The sequence below is a fragment of the Chryseobacterium herbae genome, assembly GCF_025154075.1.
GTDB lineage: Bacteria > Bacteroidota > Bacteroidia > Flavobacteriales > Weeksellaceae > Chryseobacterium > Chryseobacterium herbae.
In genome coordinates, this window is the sequence record NZ_JAOAMU010000002.1 from 420,404 (window position 1) to 439,679 (window position 19,276).

At 39.1% G+C, this 19,276-nt stretch carries 24 protein-coding genes; 8 read left to right on the top strand and 16 right to left on the bottom strand.

What is annotated here, in order from left to right; genetic code table 11:
* Window positions 1-5 precede the first annotated feature (5 nt).
* Together N0B48_RS08070 and N0B48_RS08075 are read right to left on the bottom strand one after the other, a co-directional pair.
* The gene (locus N0B48_RS08070; RefSeq protein ID WP_259838118.1) at window positions 6-296 is read right to left on the bottom strand and encodes a hypothetical protein; all 291 of its coding nucleotides are present in this window, start codon (window positions 294-296) and stop codon (window positions 6-8) included.
* Window positions 297-739: 443 nt separating this feature from the next.
* Window positions 740-1,603: a LytTR family DNA-binding domain-containing protein gene (locus N0B48_RS08075; RefSeq protein ID WP_259838120.1), complete on the bottom strand. Its 864-nt coding sequence runs from the start codon at window positions 1,601-1,603 to the stop codon at window positions 740-742.
* Between the two features lie 128 nt (window positions 1,604-1,731).
* Here N0B48_RS08075 and N0B48_RS08080 point away from each other — a divergent pair, with 128 nt between their 5' ends.
* On the top strand, window positions 1,732-2,112 hold the full coding sequence (locus N0B48_RS08080; RefSeq protein ID WP_259838122.1) for a hypothetical protein: 381 nt from the start codon (window positions 1,732-1,734) through the stop codon (window positions 2,110-2,112).
* Window positions 2,113-2,458: 346 nt separating this feature from the next.
* Here the strand turns inward: N0B48_RS08080 and N0B48_RS08085 are convergent, their stop codons facing one another.
* The 14 genes from N0B48_RS08085 to N0B48_RS08150 all read right to left on the bottom strand — a co-directional run bounded on the left by N0B48_RS08085 (window position 2,459) and on the right by N0B48_RS08150 (window position 9,910).
* A complete protein-coding gene (locus tag N0B48_RS08085; protein WP_259838124.1) occupies window positions 2,459-3,265 on the bottom strand; it encodes a PRTRC system ThiF family protein in 807 nt (268 codons plus the stop codon).
* Window positions 3,262-3,984, bottom strand: coding sequence for a prokaryotic E2 ligase family D protein (locus N0B48_RS08090; protein ID WP_259838127.1), 723 nt, complete (start codon window positions 3,982-3,984; stop codon window positions 3,262-3,264). The genes N0B48_RS08085 and N0B48_RS08090 overlap by 4 nt, the downstream gene beginning before the upstream one ends.
* Window positions 3,977-5,155 carry a hypothetical protein gene (locus N0B48_RS08095; RefSeq protein WP_259838128.1) on the bottom strand — a complete coding sequence of 393 codons (1,179 nt, stop codon included), beginning with the start codon at window positions 5,153-5,155 and terminating at the stop codon, window positions 3,977-3,979. The genes N0B48_RS08090 and N0B48_RS08095 overlap by 8 nt, the downstream gene beginning before the upstream one ends.
* Before the next feature lie 17 nt (window positions 5,156-5,172).
* On the bottom strand, window positions 5,173-5,391 hold the full coding sequence (locus N0B48_RS08100; protein WP_259838129.1) for a PRTRC system protein C: 219 nt from the start codon (window positions 5,389-5,391) through the stop codon (window positions 5,173-5,175).
* Between the two features lie 30 nt (window positions 5,392-5,421).
* Window positions 5,422-5,943: a PRTRC system protein E gene (locus tag N0B48_RS08105; RefSeq protein WP_259838131.1), complete on the bottom strand. Its 522-nt coding sequence runs from the start codon at window positions 5,941-5,943 to the stop codon at window positions 5,422-5,424.
* Window positions 5,930-6,307: a hypothetical protein gene (locus tag N0B48_RS08110; protein WP_259838133.1), complete on the bottom strand. Its 378-nt coding sequence runs from the start codon at window positions 6,305-6,307 to the stop codon at window positions 5,930-5,932. The genes N0B48_RS08105 and N0B48_RS08110 overlap by 14 nt, the downstream gene beginning before the upstream one ends.
* Window positions 6,308-6,318: 11 nt before the next feature.
* Window positions 6,319-6,543, bottom strand: a complete 225-nt coding sequence (locus N0B48_RS08115; RefSeq protein WP_259838135.1) for a hypothetical protein — start codon at window positions 6,541-6,543, stop codon at window positions 6,319-6,321.
* The gene (locus N0B48_RS08120) at window positions 6,540-6,731 is read right to left on the bottom strand and encodes a hypothetical protein (RefSeq protein WP_259838137.1); all 192 of its coding nucleotides are present in this window, start codon (window positions 6,729-6,731) and stop codon (window positions 6,540-6,542) included. The genes N0B48_RS08115 and N0B48_RS08120 overlap by 4 nt, the downstream gene beginning before the upstream one ends.
* A 10-nt stretch (window positions 6,732-6,741) precedes the next feature.
* On the bottom strand, window positions 6,742-7,161 hold the full coding sequence (locus N0B48_RS08125; protein ID WP_259838139.1) for a hypothetical protein: 420 nt from the start codon (window positions 7,159-7,161) through the stop codon (window positions 6,742-6,744).
* Window positions 7,142-7,639, bottom strand: coding sequence for a hypothetical protein (locus tag N0B48_RS08130; RefSeq protein WP_259838140.1), 498 nt, complete (start codon window positions 7,637-7,639; stop codon window positions 7,142-7,144). The genes N0B48_RS08125 and N0B48_RS08130 overlap by 20 nt, the downstream gene beginning before the upstream one ends.
* Window positions 7,640-7,673: 34 nt before the next feature.
* Window positions 7,674-8,108 (bottom strand): hypothetical protein, encoded by a 435-nt coding sequence (locus N0B48_RS08135; protein WP_259838141.1) that lies wholly within the window; start codon window positions 8,106-8,108, stop codon window positions 7,674-7,676.
* A 7-nt stretch (window positions 8,109-8,115) separates the two neighbouring features.
* Window positions 8,116-8,298: a hypothetical protein gene (locus N0B48_RS08140; RefSeq protein ID WP_259838142.1), complete on the bottom strand. Its 183-nt coding sequence runs from the start codon at window positions 8,296-8,298 to the stop codon at window positions 8,116-8,118.
* A gap of 54 nt (window positions 8,299-8,352) precedes the next feature.
* The gene (locus N0B48_RS08145; RefSeq protein ID WP_259838143.1) at window positions 8,353-9,426 is read right to left on the bottom strand and encodes a DUF932 domain-containing protein; all 1,074 of its coding nucleotides are present in this window, start codon (window positions 9,424-9,426) and stop codon (window positions 8,353-8,355) included.
* Window positions 9,427-9,493: 67 nt separating this feature from the next.
* Entirely contained in the window at window positions 9,494-9,910 is a 417-nt protein-coding gene (locus N0B48_RS08150; RefSeq protein WP_259838144.1) for a single-stranded DNA-binding protein, read from the bottom strand.
* 964 nt (window positions 9,911-10,874) lie between these two features.
* Here N0B48_RS08150 and N0B48_RS08155 point away from each other — a divergent pair.
* The 7 genes from N0B48_RS08155 to N0B48_RS08185 all read left to right on the top strand — a co-directional run bounded on the left by N0B48_RS08155 (window position 10,875) and on the right by N0B48_RS08185 (window position 19,275).
* On the top strand, window positions 10,875-11,498 hold the full coding sequence (locus N0B48_RS08155; RefSeq protein WP_259838145.1) for a hypothetical protein: 624 nt from the start codon (window positions 10,875-10,877) through the stop codon (window positions 11,496-11,498).
* A gap of 225 nt (window positions 11,499-11,723) precedes the next feature.
* Window positions 11,724-11,915 carry a DUF3606 domain-containing protein gene (locus N0B48_RS08160; protein WP_259838146.1) on the top strand — a complete coding sequence of 64 codons (192 nt, stop codon included), beginning with the start codon at window positions 11,724-11,726 and terminating at the stop codon, window positions 11,913-11,915.
* 249 nt (window positions 11,916-12,164) lie between these two features.
* A complete protein-coding gene (locus tag N0B48_RS08165; protein ID WP_259838148.1) occupies window positions 12,165-12,287 on the top strand; it encodes a hypothetical protein in 123 nt (40 codons plus the stop codon).
* A 102-nt stretch (window positions 12,288-12,389) separates the two neighbouring features.
* Entirely contained in the window at window positions 12,390-12,821 is a 432-nt protein-coding gene (locus tag N0B48_RS08170) for a C10 family peptidase (RefSeq protein WP_259838150.1), read from the top strand.
* A gap of 20 nt (window positions 12,822-12,841) precedes the next feature.
* Entirely contained in the window at window positions 12,842-13,324 is a 483-nt protein-coding gene (locus N0B48_RS08175; RefSeq protein WP_259838152.1) for a hypothetical protein, read from the top strand.
* 210 nt (window positions 13,325-13,534) lie between these two features.
* Window positions 13,535-14,026 carry a hypothetical protein gene (locus N0B48_RS08180; RefSeq protein ID WP_259838154.1) on the top strand — a complete coding sequence of 164 codons (492 nt, stop codon included), beginning with the start codon at window positions 13,535-13,537 and terminating at the stop codon, window positions 14,024-14,026.
* Between the two features lie 113 nt (window positions 14,027-14,139).
* A complete protein-coding gene (locus N0B48_RS08185) occupies window positions 14,140-19,275 on the top strand; it encodes a DarT ssDNA thymidine ADP-ribosyltransferase family protein (protein WP_259838156.1) in 5,136 nt (1,711 codons plus the stop codon).
* Window position 19,276: the final 1 nt, after the last annotated feature.

Consider the following 19,276-nt stretch of genomic DNA (forward strand, 5'->3'; position numbering starts at 1 on the left):
CGTTATTATTGTTTTCTAGCCTGATCGACCTGAGCTCCTACCGGAACCTCGTTACCTGGAGTACCGGAAATTGCAGAATAAGCTCGTGCGCAGGGTTGCAGACCTTCAGGTCCACAATGGTCATCCTGTATATTTGCTTTTGTATCCTGACCGAGATAATTATTACTTCCTACTTCGAACCAATAATACACAGTGGCTTCTGTTTTTGTTTCTGTTTTAGCAGGGCTGAATGCAAATGCTGCTAGGGTACCGCCAGCAATAAGGATTGCTGCAACGGCTGTTTTTAATTTGTTCATGATTTTTATTATTAGTGGTTTAATATTGGGCAATAACCTCATGGGTTAATGCTTAAGTCATTGCCGTGAATAGAGGCAAAAGGCATAGGCAAGGGTAACTGCCTATGTGTTACTTTTACGATCTGAAAAGGGTTAAATTAATGTACCGTAATTACTCCCTGAAGGATTCATTGCTTCGGCATGATTGGCTATCTGCCGTTACCTCTTTAAGTTTTTTTACTACTGTGGTGATACTACTGTTTAGTTGCCGAGTAACTTTATGGTAAATGTATTGAGGTTCAGGTGTATAAAACAATAGGAGTTGCGAAATGGGGTGCGAAAAAACATCGGAAAAGCCATGTAATTCCCTTTAATAGGAGATATTGTTTTTTCGCGCCGGGTGCGTAATGTACATCTCAAGGGTGCGAAACATACAAAAAAGGATGTGAAATAACATGAAATTTCTATGGATTGCTACCCAATTTCTTCTTGATTTTGGAAATATGCTCTTTTGTAACGACAAATTGATTCATACCCTGCTGTTCCAGAAGATTTTTAAATTTATCTTTAAATACAAGTTCGAGTGTGTGCCTCTTCTCACCTTCCGTGAATTCTCTGACAGCTGTAAGGTTGAGAATTACCGAGCGGTTGATGGGTAAGAAATCAGTGTCTTTGAACTGCTCTATCAGAGATCCCAGCGTTTCATCCATCGGATATTCTTCTCCATAAAATGTGATGAGACGAACATACTTTCCCTGACGGCAGAAATAAAAGATATCCTCAGCAGCATTGAACCTTAAAAAGCGTCCGTTGTGGTCAACAGTGAGTAGGGTTGGTGCTGACTTTTTATCATTGAGATGCTGAATATCTTGATCATGTTGTAGTACACTTACTTTGGGTTCTGTTAATAATAGATAATGAATAAGATAATAAAGATTCATCAGAGTGATGAAGAAAAAAATAACGGGAAAATCTATAAGTAAAAAGCCATTGTCTATAATATTCTGCCCGATTGCATGAAAATAGATTGAAATAAGCAGCAGATCTGCTGAGGCCGGTAGTATAATACCCAGTAAAAACTGTAATAGGGAACGTTTGACAGGCTCGGATCTCCAGGAAGATCTTTTATCCAGCCATGTTGTAACTGCATGAACAGCGTACACCAGCAATAGTGATATACTAAAGCTGACGCTTAGTGCAACGTAAAAGCCTGGAGAGGTGAAAGCCTCTACCAAATTAATAGGCCGCCCGTGAAAGAGGATGTAAAACGAGGCTACAAATGCACAGATAATGCGTAGCTTTTTGTTATTGTAAGCTATGGTTTCCATGATAAATTAGTTTTTATATTACACGATTAAGTGAAATATCTTGCAAGCACTAATATACAAAAACTATTTTTTCTTTAACTTTGGGTTAACATTCAGATTTTCAGCTAATAACCTTAAAAAATCATATTATGCAGTTATTCCCATTTTCAGGGGTGGGCGTTGAGGATATGCTCTCACAATTGTATGCTCTCCCTGATGCCGCTTTATTTATAGAAGCAGAAACCATCAAATTAGGCTTTAAACAGTGGATAAACGACCATTTCGTGCTCACGGAAAACCAGATACGTTTTCTTACATCAATGAGTCATGATGTTTCCAGATCTTACGCGGAGCAGTGTTCTTTCTGCTTTTTACATCGGTTGGATATCAAGCTTATTTCGCCTGTGCCGCCACAAGTTCCCGGCTATGCAAAATGGATTGCCTCCGGAAGTACTATTTCGGTTAAAACAGATGGAACTGGCGAAAGTGCTATTTCCGGAACCCTGACTTTTACTGTCAGCTACCAGTAGGAGGGCGGATCAAGATTTGATACAATGATAAGCTGTTTGGTTTCCCGACAGCTTTTGGGACGAAAAAATAGAGTAAAACCATTGTAATCAGGCGGCATTCTTTTGCTTCTTTTTCTTTTGCCGCTTTTATCGGGAAAGAAAAGAAGTCATTGCAAAAAAATACCTGGGATATACGGAATATCCCACGCCAAAAACCCGCAACGGTATTTGGTAATTTTCCGGAAGTAGGATGGCGGGATGGGAAGGAAATATTGGCTAATTTTGTTGCACCGCTTTTCCGCGCACAAAGATTTTCCCAATTGGAAGGGAATTTCTTTGTGCCGCCCGATATTTTCGGGCTTCAATTTTATACTTTTATGGGTTGGGAGCGAAAATCCTTCAGATTCAGAAAAAAGCCTCTGTTCTCGGTTAACCCGTTGCGGAATAAACTCCACAATAGAGAAGAACCCATTTGAACGAGTGTAGCATTGATAAATAAATCCTGTTTTTGGAGTGCCTCTGCCAGTGAACAGCTTGGCGTGTGATCCTCGGTTTCAGACGCTCTGAGGAGTTCGCCAAACTCCTCGGTAACAGAAGGCATATTAGCAACTGTTTCATATTTCTCGGAATCAGGCTGTCGGATCTTCTGAGCGGTGGATAATATCACCTGTCCTGTATGTTGGCTGTTGCCAAAATCCAACCAATATTTGGGCTTATTATGGTAGAACCTGCCATTGTTTAATTCACTAAGCATTCCGGCAATCTCAAAACGTGATTTTACATTGTCTACACACGATATGAATATTGTGGCTGATGCATTTTCGGGCAGTTGCCCCAAAGGTGTTTTTTCAAATTTGGCGGTCTCAGCTTTCCAGTTTGTACCCGAAAATCGGTTAACTCGGTTAATTAAAGCAACTGATTTGTAAAGCCCTGTTTCACAGTCTGCAAAACGTTGTCTTCCTAAATTAGCCTGTGTTATGATATCGTCATCCCATAACCGAACAAATAGTCCTGCGTGTCCCAATTCATTGAGGGAATGATTCATTTCCATTAAGGCGGTCAAGACCTTTGATCCTGTACCACCAGCTCCAATAAGATTAATTTCAATCGGGTTGGTGGGGTTAATAAGATAATTGTCCGTAAAATGGACTCTCTTTTTTTCTGTGGTTTTCATCGTAACAAATCTTTTAAGGTTCTGCTTGATTTAATGAGTACATCTTTTGGAAAGGTTTCACCCGTTTGGATGAGCTTTTTCCAGAGACTGACACAATTTCCTTTGATGGGATTGTGCTGCTCCATCAGGTGGCTGAAATAGGAATTAAAAAAATAATCTTCCCAAGCGGTTGTAAATTCTTCGAGTGAAGCGGTTTTCTTAATCCTTACATCAACCGTTCCCATGCATACTGCACCATCCTCATATACATTGAAATAGGGGGCATGGTAGAGCATCGTTTTTGCTGTGGGCCTTCTGTCAGATATAAGGGCATACACAAAAAGTTTGTTTCGGTTAGCCACCCATAGCATAGGGGGAGCGCAGGCTCTACCGCTTGGAATTTCCAGTTTTTCAGAAAAAAACATTTCTCTGTTCATGGCTTTGGTAAACCAGATCACGACACCGTTATGTATGGGGTCAATTTGTAGAATTTTAGTATTCATAATTCCCTGTGATTTCAGAAAGGACTGTTTTTCCTCAGTTATTTTTAAAGATTTTGCCAATTGATTAGCTTCTCTTACTGTTAAAGGGTGAGCATTAATAAGATTGCCACTTTTGTCCATGTCAAAATTTTCGACATAAGGATCGGCATTAGGCCCTTTTGTTTCATAAAAAATAAGGGCTGATTTCGGATAATAAAGCGGTCCAAAATGATCTGTCAGGTCGATTTGATTATTCATGGCTTTGAAATGTATAGGTGTTGAGTAAATAAATTAGATCATCAAGTAATGTAAACAGGCGGTTTTCAAAATCAAGGCTGTTGCCCACTAATGGTTTTCCATCAAAACATTTTTTTATAGTGGGTTCCTCTATGTCTCCATATTCCGCAAACTCGTTGTTGACACATTCGATAAGACTGTCTGAAAGCCACCCTTTGCTATTGGAATAAAAAGAAATGTACTTTTCAATGGTAAGGATATTGTCATTCTCGTAATCTTCATGCTCCCACTCGGAGGCTTTGGCATTTCTGAAAAACTTTTCTTCGGGATACCTTATGTACAGCTCATAGGCTTTTGCAGCCACCTTAAAACACTCACTTTCAAAACCGTCTTTGCTTTTAAATTGGTGCAGACGGTGTTTAAATACTTCCAGATTTTTTCGGTTGAATAATTTCTGTTCCATCCTCTCACCAATCCATTCTGCCTGTCTAATTTCATCGCTATAAATCTTTGTGTCTTCTGTATCTTCATCCTGCTGCATCCAATCGGTAAGCATTTCATATTGCCAGTAGAGATAACTGTCTTCCTGCCTGTAATAAGGAATATCAGCAATATGATACAGATAACAGCACACCGATAATAGCAACTGAGCAGATTTCTTTTTGCTCTTGTCCTTTAGCATTAGAAAAAGGGGAGTAACCGGAATATAGTACAAGGTAGACTTGGTATTGTATCGTTCTTCACTGATAAGAAAGGCTTTTGTGCCTTGCTGTACCAATCGGACAGAATCCCAATGAATGACTTTGTTTTTAAGTTTCTCTTGAATATCAGAAATTGAAAGGGCGATATTATAGGGGTGTTCAAAATCCTGTACCTGTATTGGTTCAATCTGATAATGTTTGGCCAGTTGGGAAAGAGACTTATAAAAATCTCTTTCCATTTTTCCCCGTTCCTGACGAGCCTGTACGGATTGCCCTGTTTTCAGTCTTGGGAGAAAGGTGGTTTTTAGAAAACCATTGGCAATTGGCTCAGGGGAACTGATTTGCGTTTGTCTTTTTGGACTTCTCCAGCATCCTTTGGCCGTTTCATCCATTGGGTGAACTCTGTTAGCTGCCGATGCAGTTGCCTTTGCTGTTTTTCTTCGGGAACTTGCAGTGGTCCCGATAGGATATGTTGTTGCATAATTCATCATTTTATCATTTAAAAAATTTAACCTTTAGTACCCATTACGCTTTCAAAATGATACTCTACCGTATCATCTTTGATTTTCGGGGCTGATATTTTGGCTGTTGTTAATAGGGGATAGGTATTGGTATAAAAATTCAATACCGCTTCTGCGCTCCATTTCGGTTCGGGGTCGGTGAGTTTTATTTCCTGACCTTGATCCTTGAACAGAAATACTCTTTCTAATTGGGTTGCTAATAACATAATATTTGATTTTGGGTTTATATAATAGGGTTACTCACTGAAAAGGCTAGGGGCAAAGTGATGCTCATAAACGGATTGTTTTTTGCGGAGCTGTTCTGCATATTCAGGAAATTCGGATGCTTTTGGCAGTGCCGTCCATGCTTCTTTGAATTTGCCTTCTTTTTCGAGTTCGTCTGCTTTTTGCAGGGCATCATTATATTTTTTGTCTTTGGCTTCTTTTTCCTTTTTCTCGCGGTCGGCTTTTTCTTTTTCCATTGCTGAGTTCTTTTTGGATTCTTCCAGTTGCTTCATAAAGGCTTCCATATGTACCATCAGGCCCGAAGCGGACTGCAAAGGCGCAGTAATATTTTCAAAAAATCCGTTGTCGAGTTCCTCGGCTGTTCCCCGAAGGGTTAAAGGGGGAATAAGATTTTTAGCGTTATCACCACAGGTAGTATTTTGGAGCAGCACGGATACAATTACCTGATTTTCTATGCCCTGTCTGATGGTGATTTGCAGATCACCTGTAATATTGATTTGGGTGAGTTGATTGAAAAAGTTAGTCGTTTCCATAATTGAGTTCTATTTTTTTGGTGATCATTTGTTTAATGCTTTCTTCATCATGCCCTATGGTGCGTAGGCGCGACTCATAGTTGGCCATATTCTCTGCATATTCCTGTTTTCCTTCTTCTCCACGCAGGATAAGCAGATGGGTATTCCAATCGGGAAAAGCATTTCTTATGAGCTTGGTGAGCTTTTCGGCATATTCTCTTTCGGATTTTTGGACGGCTTTGGGAAAACCGATCTCTGCATATTTTTCAAGCAAGCCCCAATAATGCCTTGATGTGCATTTATCGGCTTTTCGGTGCGCTTTTATGTAATTATTAAATAGATAGTCCGCAAATGCGTTGTTGTCATGAGTGCTGTCGTTTTTCATGTTGTAAGATTTTAGGGTTTAAGTTTAGTTTTGAGTAGTACTCTATTTCTTTTTCGGTTATAATTGACTGTATACCCGTTGGTATGGATAATACGCTCCAATAGATCTCTGGCATAACTGAGGGCGGAAGCATCTTTTTCTGTGATGGTTAAGAAATGAAGTTTTTCAAAATTCTTTACCATTCGGGCGATGATGCATAACGCCTTATATTCCGTTGTATCCGTTACATTCTTCATGATGCCAGTTTTGATTTAAGTTTTAATAATTTCCCGTGGAAGTCCGTCCAATAAGCATGTAACCTTCTGTCTAAGTCTGCGAAACGTTTATCTTCATGTTGGTAGCTTTTACATTGTTTTGCGATCCTGATGGCTTTATTAAGGTCGGTTACTTCAATGCTACGACCGTTTAGATCAATGATTTTCATGCTTTTGGTTTTAAGGATTCGGGTTATTTTCACTGCTTTTGCGGGCTATCACTTTTTCAATCAGGCCCTTTGCTCTGGTGTTGGTTCTGTCTACATATTTTTGGGCTTCTTTCTTGGTTTTAAAGCTTCCCCCCTTGACTATCCATGTTACCCTTGTTTTATAGACAAACTGAGGGATATTGAAGGCGTTGTAGGTGGTTCCTAAAATTTCTTCCTCGCGCTTTACTTTTACGACTTTAAGGTATTCTATGGTTGCTCCGGCCTCATCGTAATGGGTGGAGAGTAGCAGATTTCCGTTGGTGTCGATAATTTGGAATTTGACATAGTCCTTGTCATTGATAATAATGTTGAATAGATCATCGATAATAAAATGTTCATTCAGTGTAACCCTTTCCTCGTATTTTCTGTATTTAATGACCCCGATTTTCATATTTTCTGTTGGTGTAGCGTTCAAAATTTTCAATATCTAAATGCTCAATAAGCTTTTTAATGGAGAAATGGGCTGTCCAAAATTCTTCACCTGTATACTTTCCGGAAGCTTTATAGTAGGCTGTTCCGTCTGCATTGATCACAAGCTCGTGACAGTCCAGAGAGTTTTCAGGTGAGGACATTGCTTCAGCTTCCTCCGCATCAGTGGTGACAAATACCCATGTGCTGTCTTTCAGTAATTCCGCAGAATGAGGCGTTATTATGTCATCGTCCTTATAAAATTCAACCCCTGTGTCATAATAACTCATTGAAATAAAAAGTGGATCTTCTGTAAACGGCTCAATTAAGTTGAGCCGTTTTTGGAGTTCATTTTTCCAATCCTCGGAAATGGGGATAATGGCAAAATCGCAGGTATCCCACTCACTGTTGGTTTTTGCTTTTAACAAAATATGCTCTGTTGGTTGATTTGATAATATCATGATGATAGATTTAAATGGTTATGGCTGCTGTTAACTAGCCCTCTGTTAAATTGTGGCCTTGGCCTGTGTTTTTGGGAACATTGGCAATGAATTTCTCGCTCCCAAAAAGCAGATGTATGGCAAGTTTTAACCTGTGATTGCAGTCCTTTGTCAGTGAATATTCAATAAGGCAGTTGATGGTAAACAGCGCATCATACCCGTCAAATAACTGGTCTCTGAATAGGTTGTGATTTTTGGGGAATCTGTTTCCGTATTTTTTTACGGCTTTTTCAACATTGCGTACGAGATCGAACCACAGATTAGCTGTAACTAGCGTTCCTGTCCACTGGCTTTTAATGAGTTCTTCATTATTTAGGAAACGCAGTGTTTCCTGCTCTATTAAAAGGGTGATATTGGGTATCTCCTGTGGAAATAGACTAGCCAAAAGTTTTCCCTTATCTACGTTAAACATTTGTTCTATAGTTTTCATATCGTTGTTAATTGGTGTTATACTGACTTTTTGCTGTTAATTTTTCTATTTTGATAATGGCACTTTCAGGGCATCCTTCCGATACCATGATTTGCTTTTTTGCTCCCTGCTCGCCACTGAGCGAGATTACTGTCAGGCTCATCTTGCCCTTATCGTGGGTAAGGGTTGCTGTATAAATTTCTATGGTCATTTGAAGTAAGTTTTTAAAGGCAACCCCCTTGTCAGGGTAGTTGCCTGTGGATGATTAATTGAGATTGAAAATTTCTGCGCCCTCTGTGGCAAATGCTGTGCATAGTTCAAATGCTTTCTGTGATTTGAGTTGCGCAGTACCACCCATGACGATGGATTGCAATTTTGCCTCATCATCTTTATAGGTGCGTACATTCTGATAGTAGCCTGTCACCGCATTATAGGCTCCGAACAAGGTCCCTTTGGTGGTGTCCATTTGCTGCGTATCGCTGATCATAGCGTAGGCAAAAGCATCTTCTACAGTATTTTTAAATACGGTTGAAATTTCGTCCTCATTGCCTTTTTGCAGATGTTGCAGGGTTTCTTTGTTTGGGCATAGAGCTAACTGGATGAGTTTTTTAACTTCTTGGTCATTGACCTTAAATTTTGCCCATTGGTTAAAGATTCCTTCCAGTTCTGTGCTGAACTTATTGGCGAGTCCCATTACTTTGTGGGCATCATCAAGACGTTGTTTGGCTCCCGATGTGTGGCGGATGCGCACCACATTACTCATATTGCGGAGTGAGGCGTTAAGGGTGTTTTGGCAGACTATGCGGATAGGGGTAAAGGCAGCGGTAATACTTCCGCTGCCATCATGCGAGGTGGTCAGGAAGATATATTTCTCCGTTACATCATCCCCGCTACCTACACGAATATAGTCGGGTAGTTTGGCGGTGATAAAAATACGCTCTCCATTGCCTAAAGCTCCTGCGGTCTCGTACAGAATACCATCACCACCACCTACAATGGAATCAAAGAATGAAAAGGCTTCGCGGTTTTGTACGATTTGGTAGTCTTTGCCCACGACACCGAGTACGGCATTGTTATCGTTTCGGATATTGGCGAAATAGTCAGGAACGTGCAGTTCACTGTCCGCAATCTCAATGCCCTGTGAGGTTTCGATAATGCCTGAACCTTTGGTGTAGAGTGGGGTTTTGATAACCTCGTAATCTAATCCTGCATGTTCGATGGCCTCGGCACTTGTTGGGTAGTCTTGTACGATCTGCCCCAGATTATGCCATGCTTTTTCCTGTACGCTGAAAAATGAATATTTTCCTGTTCTGTTGTTGAAATTTAAGTTATGTGCCATGATATTAGATGTTTAGTGTTAAAAATTTGATGAATTGAATTTGATTGAAATGATTAAATGACTGCTGTTAAAATGGGAGGTCGTCGTCTGCTCCCATCTTGGTAAACTCGTTGTCCTGTGGGGTAGTGGGGTATTCTGAAGCTTGTGAGGTTTCAGGGTTTTCGGAGTTTTTACCGCTACCACTTCCATGCAGTTTAATTTGGGAGGTATGGAAGTTGAGCCCTGCGTGAGCCTGTCCATCACTACCTTGCCACGCTCTTGCGTATACGCGTCCTGATAGCTCTACGAGTGTGCCCTTGGTGAGTTTTGTGGCAACAGCGGGGCTTATCCAGTAGGCGCAATCGAAATAGGTGGTTTGCTTTACGCGCTCGCCCTGTTTGTTTTTGTAGCTGTCGTTGGTGGCTACTGAGAAGTTTACCACTTGTTTGTCCTGTAACACTGTACGTACCTGCGCGTCGCGTGTTAGTCTTCCGATAATGTTCATAATCTTTGTTTTGATGTTATACAATCCTGTTAGCTCTGCTCTTTTTTCCCTTTCTTTCTTCCTTCAAAAAATTTTTCCAAAAGAAAAAACGGAAAAAAAGAAAGCCACAAAAAGGTATGGGCAGGGCGTAAAACCAAAAGGAAACGGAATAATTGGAAGGGTACCCTTTAGGGGAGGAAACCGTTTATGCCGTAGTCTTTTGGTAGCCTGGTGCGGCTGGTGCCCATAATACCTTAGCTGCCTTTTTATCCGTTTCGTCTTGGAAAATATCCCAACCCAATCACTACTGTGCTTGTATAATGATCTGCCAGGTAGCAGATATCACGAAGACTGTGATAATGAATGATTAGGGAAATAAGGAAATGGAAGACAATAGGAATGTTCATCAGGAAATGGACTATGGATGAGAGAAGGCACTAATCGTTATTTTTTTGTATATTTCTAAGCAATAACCTGAAAATGAAATGTCTCTTAATGGAAAATCTATCTTCTGCAGGTGAAATTAGAAGAACATTGTTAAGCGTAGACTTTCCACATTACGATTTTCCTGGCTGATACCAATTTATTGGAAGTACTTTGGAGAAAAGGTAATAGTTTATCTGACCTGCAATGAACCGGTGATAAATAGATGTGTTTCTTTGGATTTGCAAGCAAATTTCAGAAGAAACGGCTCATATTAAAAGAAAATAGCTAAACGCAACAACATATGCGATCTTGAAGCTGGTGTTCTCTATAAGGCTATTGGTTATATTCAAACCATATCTTCCAATACAGTTGGCAAAAGAAATATTTTAAACATATGAATACAAGAATTACAAAAGATCAAATCACGAAATGGCTGAATCACCTGGAGGAAACGTACCAATCGCCTGAAGACAAACCGTTTATTAAGATTGCCGAGTTGGTTGTTATTCTGCCAGCTTTAGGATTCTTTTATATATGGGAGTTCTTTAATAGATGCAACATGCCCTATTACATATATTTTGAACTTAAAGATTCTCTTGCTGTTTTGTATGAGAACCTCATGCCTATTATATACATCTGTACCGTCCTATCCCTAATGCTGACAATTATGGTACCTATCATACTATACGGAAAGACTAAGCGGAGAGAAAATGACGAAACGCTTAACGGAAAAATAGCACCTAGCGAAAAGAAAGAAAAACAGATTTCAAGATTCACGGTATACGTAACGGTAATCGCTGTGCTGATAGGATTGACGGTCCTATTGCGAGCGTACCATTTTGACTTACTAATAATTCTTATTTTTTTGGTATTAGGTAGTGTTGCTAGCTACGTATATCTATTTGAGAGTAGAAATCTCGGATTCGGATTAGCCATATTGTTTGCATTTCTCTATGCCGAAGTGAGAGCAACTCTGGATGCGAAACATAGGATGAATCTTAAACCCACCATGGATATCGTGTTAAAGAGCTATTCGGATCAGCCTATCATGAGAGAGGGTGAAAAGGATAGATATATTTTGTATAAAACTTCCAATTATTATTTTATCAAAGATCTACGCAAAAAAAGGATTGAGGTGTATTCGATTTCAACAGGTGAAATGAACAGCTTTAGGAGTAAATGATAATTTTTGTAGCCTATTAAAGGCTATACTGCCGATATTAATTTGGCGTTATAGTGCATCATCAGCAAAAAAAATACGCAACTACTTCTTTGTTTTTAAAAAACAGAACTTTTTACGGTTTGAGTTTGTTCTAGGACAGCAGAAATTATAATCATTGTGTTGAATACTATGCAACGGTGTGATTTTTGTAATCTACAAAACCATAACTATCTTAATTCTAATATCATGGCAGATAACAAATCAAAAAAAGGTCAGCAGGATCGTAGTAAAGTTAGTGGAACTGAAAACTATGAAATCCAGTATTTCAAGGACAAAATGGGCGTGACATCACAGGCGGTCACCGGAGCCATACGTGCAACGGGAAGTAATGATCGAAAAACGCTGGAAACATACCTCAAGAAACGCCACAGTAAGTAAATTTATTCCTGCCAACTAACTGCATTCTTCTCCGGATGCAGGGAAGATTAATTCTATATGCGCTTATATTAAACTACCGAAGTACACCAGCATTGAGCGTGCCATTAAAGACTGCAAAGGAAAAATGTATTTAGACTTTCTGCAGAACCGCCCCGATGCAACTATAGCTGCCGCCTATCGGTAAGACCAAAACCGGGCGCGACTGTTTCGATGCCACTCCATTGGGAGGAGGTAAAAAAAGGACTCAAAATGTCTGACTTCACCATATTCAATGCCGTTGAACGCGTAAAGGATGAAGGCGATATCTTTAAGTCTGTCTTAGGCAAAGGAATTGACCTAAAGAAAATCATCACGGAATTTTCAGTAAAATAATTGAAAGCTATGGCACAAGTTATGCGGTACCATAGTTATCCATCACAATACAGCTGGAATGCTATGCCACTTACACCACCTTCAGCTGAAACAGCAAAATAAATGAAGCATATTGGCGATGCCGTTGACATGGACTGGAGATGCAACGGATCTGGTGCAAACACGCAAAATGATGTTGCTAGTGCATTTAAAAATACTTTTGGTTACAGTTCCGCAAAATATATGGATTTTAATGGAGATAAAATGTTGACTGAATTGCAGGCAGGCAGAGTTGTTATCATGAGAGGTGGAAGGAATGTAAACGGCTCCTATACAAATGGTCATGCCTGGGTTGTCGAAGGAGCAAAATTAGCTTGGTCCTGCAACTGGGATTATAAAACAGGGCAGATTATAGCTGCTTATGGCTACCTTTACGGTTACATGAACTGGGGCTGGAGTGGCCTGGATAACGGTTATTATCAGACAAATTATTTGAGCAATACAGGTGGTTCCTTTAACTATAAACAAGGAATGGTATATGATATTCGTCCATAATTTTATTTATATTCGAAAATATGAAATTAATATGTTTGGTAGCTGTTTTCTTAACATTCGCATCGTGTAAGAAAACGGAAGGAAGCGTAGGATCGGTAGTTGTCGAGCAGTCTTTAAAGGTTTCCTTTGTAAACAATGACAAGAAAGATATTTTAAAAACCCTGGGCGAGGTATCGGTCTCCAAAATGAGGCTGTATTATCTTATCAATGGTAAAAGAATTTTGTATCATGATCCAAAGTTAAGCGATCCATATGGAATAAAATTGATTGTTCCGAATGATCAAGCAAAGCCATATGTAATACAACTCTTCCTAAATAATGTCGGAACTCTTGGTGAAAATGTTACTTCTACTACCTATTTAACTTGGGAAGATGGTAGAGAAGATACGATTGTTGGCACTTTTTATAATGACGAAAATAACCGCATACTTGCCAAATTCAAATTCAATGGTGTTGAAGGCGGATTGAAGGAAAAAGAAGGGATCGTAATTGTAAGAGAATAATTTCCTGAAAGCTTTTTAGTAATCACTAAAAATGGTTTTATATCGGAGATGTCAGAAACTCCAAGCCGTATTGAATAAATCAGTGATTAAGAGGAATTATTATAAATGATGGGAAAGTTAATCGATTTTACACATTTAAGTGAGTACTATTAAGATATTTTTAATATTTTAGTATGAACATTAATCCTTTCGTCGCTCTAATTTAAACTAATGACTCAAATTTCTGAAAAACCCCATACTATACTTTTTGTGTTGCTTTTTGCAGCAGCAATCACTTTTTATTCAACAAACCTTATTAATGCTAATGCATTTCTTGGAAGTTTGGTATCTATTGGAACAATTTACTATGGAAGTTTAAAACTTCGTATTGAAAATGATTTGTTCTTTAAGGATTTATTCCGCTCATTTAATGAACGTTATGATGCAGATTTGAATGACCTTATCAATGAACTTCGTATTGAGCCAACAAGGATACTCAGCCCAACAGAGAAAAATAAGATCATTGATTATTTTAACTTGTGTGCCGAAGAATTTCTTTGGAAAAAGAAAAATCGCATTCCTAAAGATGTTTGGGAAGCTTGGCGTGCAGGAATACATCAAAACTTAGAAATTCATCAAATAAGGGAGTTATATGCTCAGGAAACAGATTCGCATAAAGGCAGGGTCTCATACTATGGTTTATATGAGGAATTGAATCGTTAATCTCTTTTCTGTCAATTATTTTTCATTATTACATTCGTATTAAGACCATATGAAGATCTTAGTATACACAAATGCTTCTGCATTTTCCATAATCTAATAACCAAACTCACATTATGTCATTAATTAACGCAGTTAACCTCACGTTTGAACGCAATACTAACTATGAACAGGCTCACCAACTAGTGTATCAGGCTGAGTCTCTTAAATATTTATCTTCGGATCTGTATAGAGATTCTAAACGCTTTATTTATGAGTTGCTTCAAAACGCTGATGACTCAAGTGTTGAGCAGGCAAAGGTCAGAGTGAGCCTAAAACTATTTGGCGATATACTTGTAGTTGCCCATTCGGGAAAAGCATTTGATAACCGTGATGTCAGAGGTATTACTGGCATCGGTGATGGAGTGAAAAAAAATGCACCTGATAAAACAGGTTTTAAAGGTATCGGTTTTAAATCTGTATTTGGACAGTCAGAGCTTGTAACGATTTTCTCAGAAGGAGAGTACTTCCGGTTTGATGCAAGCTACCAGCATGAATGGAAGGATAAATGGGGTGAGAGTATGGATGCATGGGAAAAACAGGAGGATCGTAAATTTGAGATGCCTTGGCAAATGATTCCTATAATAACTGATGCGCAGGATATTAGTCCGGCCATTCAAGAGTATCTGACTACAGGAGGATGGAAAGTTGCGACAATTATCGTGTTAAAAAATGCAGAGGAGATTAAAAATGCAATTATTCAGCTAGGTTTGACTGCGAATATGTTCCTTTTTCTAAAAAATATAGTAGCATTGTCGATAGAAACCGATACCATCACATACATTGAAATAATTGAAACTGACGAAGGACGAACTTCATTAATAGTTAATGGCGAAGAAAAGTCAATGTGGCTGAAACACTCGGTAACGTTGGATGTTCCAGATGATACTAAAAGAAAATTAGCTGAAGACAAGGATGTACCGGAAAAGCTAAAATTGACCAGCCATGTTGATATTACTTTTGCTGCTAAGGTAATTGAGGGTAAGTTAACGATGTTGGAAGCTACTGAGAGGCTGCTTTATGCTTATTTACCAACGGAAGAAAAAGGACATAACATTCCAGTTCTTGTGAATGCAGCCTTTTATACAGTAGCCAACAGGGAAACCCTGCATCAGGATTCTCCCTTTAATGAATGGTTATTTTCAAGTATTCCCTTAGAACTGGTTAAGTGGATTGCTCAGCTAGTAGGCGATAAACAGTATGATGCATATGATCTCCTTCCAGGAAGACTACTGCTCACAGACAAACTGGCAAAGTTTTATAATGAAAGCTTGGATATTGCCCTTAAAAACGTTGCTTTCGTCATCAATAGCACGGATACACTGTTAAAAACAAACGAAGCAATTATTGATTTTACGCAGCTTTCGCGAACTTCCTTTTTTGAAGCCCAGTTTATCAGAACATCTACGATGGGTAATGGTGTCCGTCCAAATATTAATATTGCTCCTTTTGTAAAAGAAATTGGGCACAGGGCCAAGTTAAAAAGGGCGGGAGTAGCGACATTTGGATGGCCGGAAGTTCCCTATGTATTAGCTGCCGCTCATTTTATTGCAGCGCATACGCTGGAGAAAAACAAGCAGCTTATCAATCATTTAAAAGCAGTTGCAGATAATGAAAGAATTAATGAGGTTACCGAAGAGGTTTTAAAGGCATGGCCGTTTATCCTTAATCATAAGAACGAACTAAGGTCACCAAAAGATGTATTCTTTCCAGCTCAGGGCGATACTTATGATCAGGCAAGTGAACTATCTTTTATCCATCCAGGCTTACAAGAGTGGTTGGATGCTGCCTCTGAAATTAAGGCATGGTTAGAAAAATTAGGTGTGGTAGAAAAATCGGATCTTACATTTCTAGAAAAAACCATTATACCAAAGGCTTCAACATATATTACCCTTGAAAATGCGGTGGATACAATCCGCAAGATTTTCAATCTGTACGTTAAAGGTGATGTTAACAGTATTATTTTAGGGCAACTCAAGGATTTGCAGATTATGACTATGCAAGGTAAGCTAATACCTGCTAAAGAGGGGTTTTTATCCACAGTTTACCGGCCACGTCTTGGACTTCAGTCTGTGCTTGAGGAAGATATTTACATAAGTGATACCTACATTATTGATAGCACTTCAGTAACTAAATGGAAAGCGTTTTTTCTTGAGCTTGGTACCAATGAAGGTATTGATATTATTACTTATGAAAAGCGACTTGACAACGCAACTTTACTTTCATATGGTGTTGAAGAAACTTTTATTACTCGACCCGAGCATAAATACACCTGGATTAATTCATATTGGGTAAAGAACATCAAAAACCTCTCCACTCTGAGCCTTCTTAAATATACGTTAACGAGTTTTGAATTTTCCACGGTTTTCTGGCAAGACGTCATTGGCAATACAATGCCTGCTTCCCTGTCAAAGCCCGCCACTGGTTACTATGGTAGAGATAATAAATCGAGTTGGACCAATGGTAGTGAAATAGGGAATTATATGAAATGGTATGTTTCAGCGATCGAATGCCTTCCTACAAAAATGGGGACATGCCTAAGTGCAGGTCAGATATTCCTCAATGAAGCTGAAACGGTTAAGCTTTGTAGTACTTATTTGCCCGTATTTAATGGCCCCGATCTTAGTGCAGATTGGCGTGCATTTTTTGGGTTTAAGCCGCATCTGGAGCTTAGCGATTATTTATTATTATTGACTAGGATCGCACAAGATCCATCCACCAGTAACAAGACCAGTATCAATAGAATTTATAGATACTTGCTTGATCACTATTCTCTTTGGAATGATGAAACAATTGCTAATGTTACTACTTGGGCGCATGATGCTAGTCTGTTAACAACAGATGGAGCTTACGTGCGAGCCTCTGAGTTAAAATATTATGCTGATGGAGACTACAAAATATTTGGAGGAGCATATCAATTTATCCATTTAGATGGCGATGCAAGAGGACATCTAAATATTGAAAACCTATTAGGGCTTTTTAATATTTCTGTGCTAAGGCAAAATGAGTTCAAGCTTAAAGCATCTGCTGACCTTGAAGGCTCTACTTTGAAAGATAAGCTCAGAGAAGTTATCCCATATTGGGCAAAGTGGATGGAATCAGAAAGGCAGAGTGGTTATGAGGAAATGCTCTATGACCTGGACTCTAAGTTTGAAAACCTGAATATTAAGGAGGCAAAAGAGCTCCATATTATCTATGGTGACGATTGGGATAGAAAAGTTCCTCTTCATTTTCACGATGGTACTCTGTATGTATCAAAGCCATGGCGTTTATCGAAAGTAATGTTTTTACTCCCTGATAAACTTTGTGAGATCTTCCCTGCAAAAAAGTATAGGAATGAAATTTCCTTCCTTCTAAATTCAACCATACAAGAAATTAAGGAATATTTTATTGAGCTTGAAATTGAATTGCCTCCCATACCTGAAGATGAGGAAATTGTGGAGGATGAAGAAGATGATGCCACAACCCAAGAGGGTGCAACATCGTCAGGATTAGATCATGATTTCACCCCTAAGCCAAAAACTGATTATGAGCGACATTGGAGAGAATCACTAGCTCGTAATAAATCCCTTGTAGAGGCTTATCCTAGTGATCCATCAAAGCTGATGATAGCCGGTCTTCAACAACAGAAACCTGGTGAGAATCTTATGATCTATCATTTTAGTCATATTGAAAATGCAGTATCTATTATTCGTGAAGGGGCGATAAAAAGTAGGCGTGATGCCGTTTTCTCGGACAGTGCAGGCTCAGGTATTATTGCCCAGACTGATGCTGAAAGGAAAGTATTTGCTCGTTTTTATTTCCGTCCAAAGACACCAACTCAATACTATATAGAGAATCTTGGCAGGGGGCAGGAATCGATCAGAAAAATTAGCGGAGATCCCATATGCCCGGTTCCTGTATTTTTTGTTATTCCTCTCGAAGAGGCTATGGAACAGGATAATTGGAATGTAAGTATTGGCTCAATGGCCTCTCCACAGGTTGAATTTGGCAAAGATGTAGGCACCATTGCGAAGTTTGACTTTGACGGAGTTTATAAAACAATACCGGAAGTCGGTTGGGATAGATTTCGGATTGCAGCCCATCAAGAGTTTTTAGTGAAGGATGAACTTAACCTAGAAGGGACAAATTTTAGCCTAGTAGTACAAGATGCTTATGCAAAAGAGAGCCTTTTGGCAATGCTTGGTGATTTGGCTGATGTTTATGATCCTAAAATCCGGATTGATTCCGCTTTTTACAACCAAGAAAATCCTAGGGTACAGCTCGATAAAACCAGTCAGAGTTTAAAGGCATCCTTAACGCACCCACACAATGGCTCTTTTATCCTGCAGCATTCAGCTTTAGGCGAGTGGGAAGCAATTACGGGTTTTGTAAACGGGCAGTTTAATAAGAATAATTGGATTACTACTTTCGCTAACAAGGATGTTGCTATTCAAAGTGATTTGCAACAGACTATGTACAAAATATATTACTTTTACAAAGGAAGATCGTGGTTAATTCATACGAATACTTCTGATTACAGTTTTGACATTTCGTTTGTAAAAGTGGCACTTGAACAGTGGATTAGTTCTTCTGATAATGACATTGACGGACTATTCATTGCGCTAAAATTCCACCCGGAATTTTTTTATTGGTTTGGTCAGCCTGTTGGAGGACCCGATAACTTAACACTGGAGGACCACACAAGGGCAGTCATTTCAATCTATCTACGGTATTTCGCAGGAAAGCAGAAATTATTTGCGACAGAAAAAGAATACCTTTTATGCCTTGCCTTGCACGATATAGGCAAGCCGGCAGCTGTTTCTGAGGGTGATAGAAAGCAGCAACATATCAAAACTCTTGAAATCATAAAGCGACAACGCGATATCTTGCCTTATAGTGATGAGTCCTTATCAGTTATGAAAACGATTATTGACGCTGATCCGATAGGTCAATTTCTAAATACCAGTGAAAATTTCACTCTAGGAGAGGCTGTTACTGAAGGTTACAAGATGAAAGACCAGCTTGAAATCTCGGGGGAAGATTTTATTGAATCACTAACAATTTATTACCAATGTGATGCTGCGGGCTATCCGTCACTTCAAAAAAGGCTATTTTTACTGGATGAGGATGGCTCACTGGCTATGTTAAGTGGAGGTCAACGACTCTCTTTCAATGAAGAGTATGAACAAAAATTTGTAGAGTTTTTAGAAACATTAAAGCTCATGTTGTAAT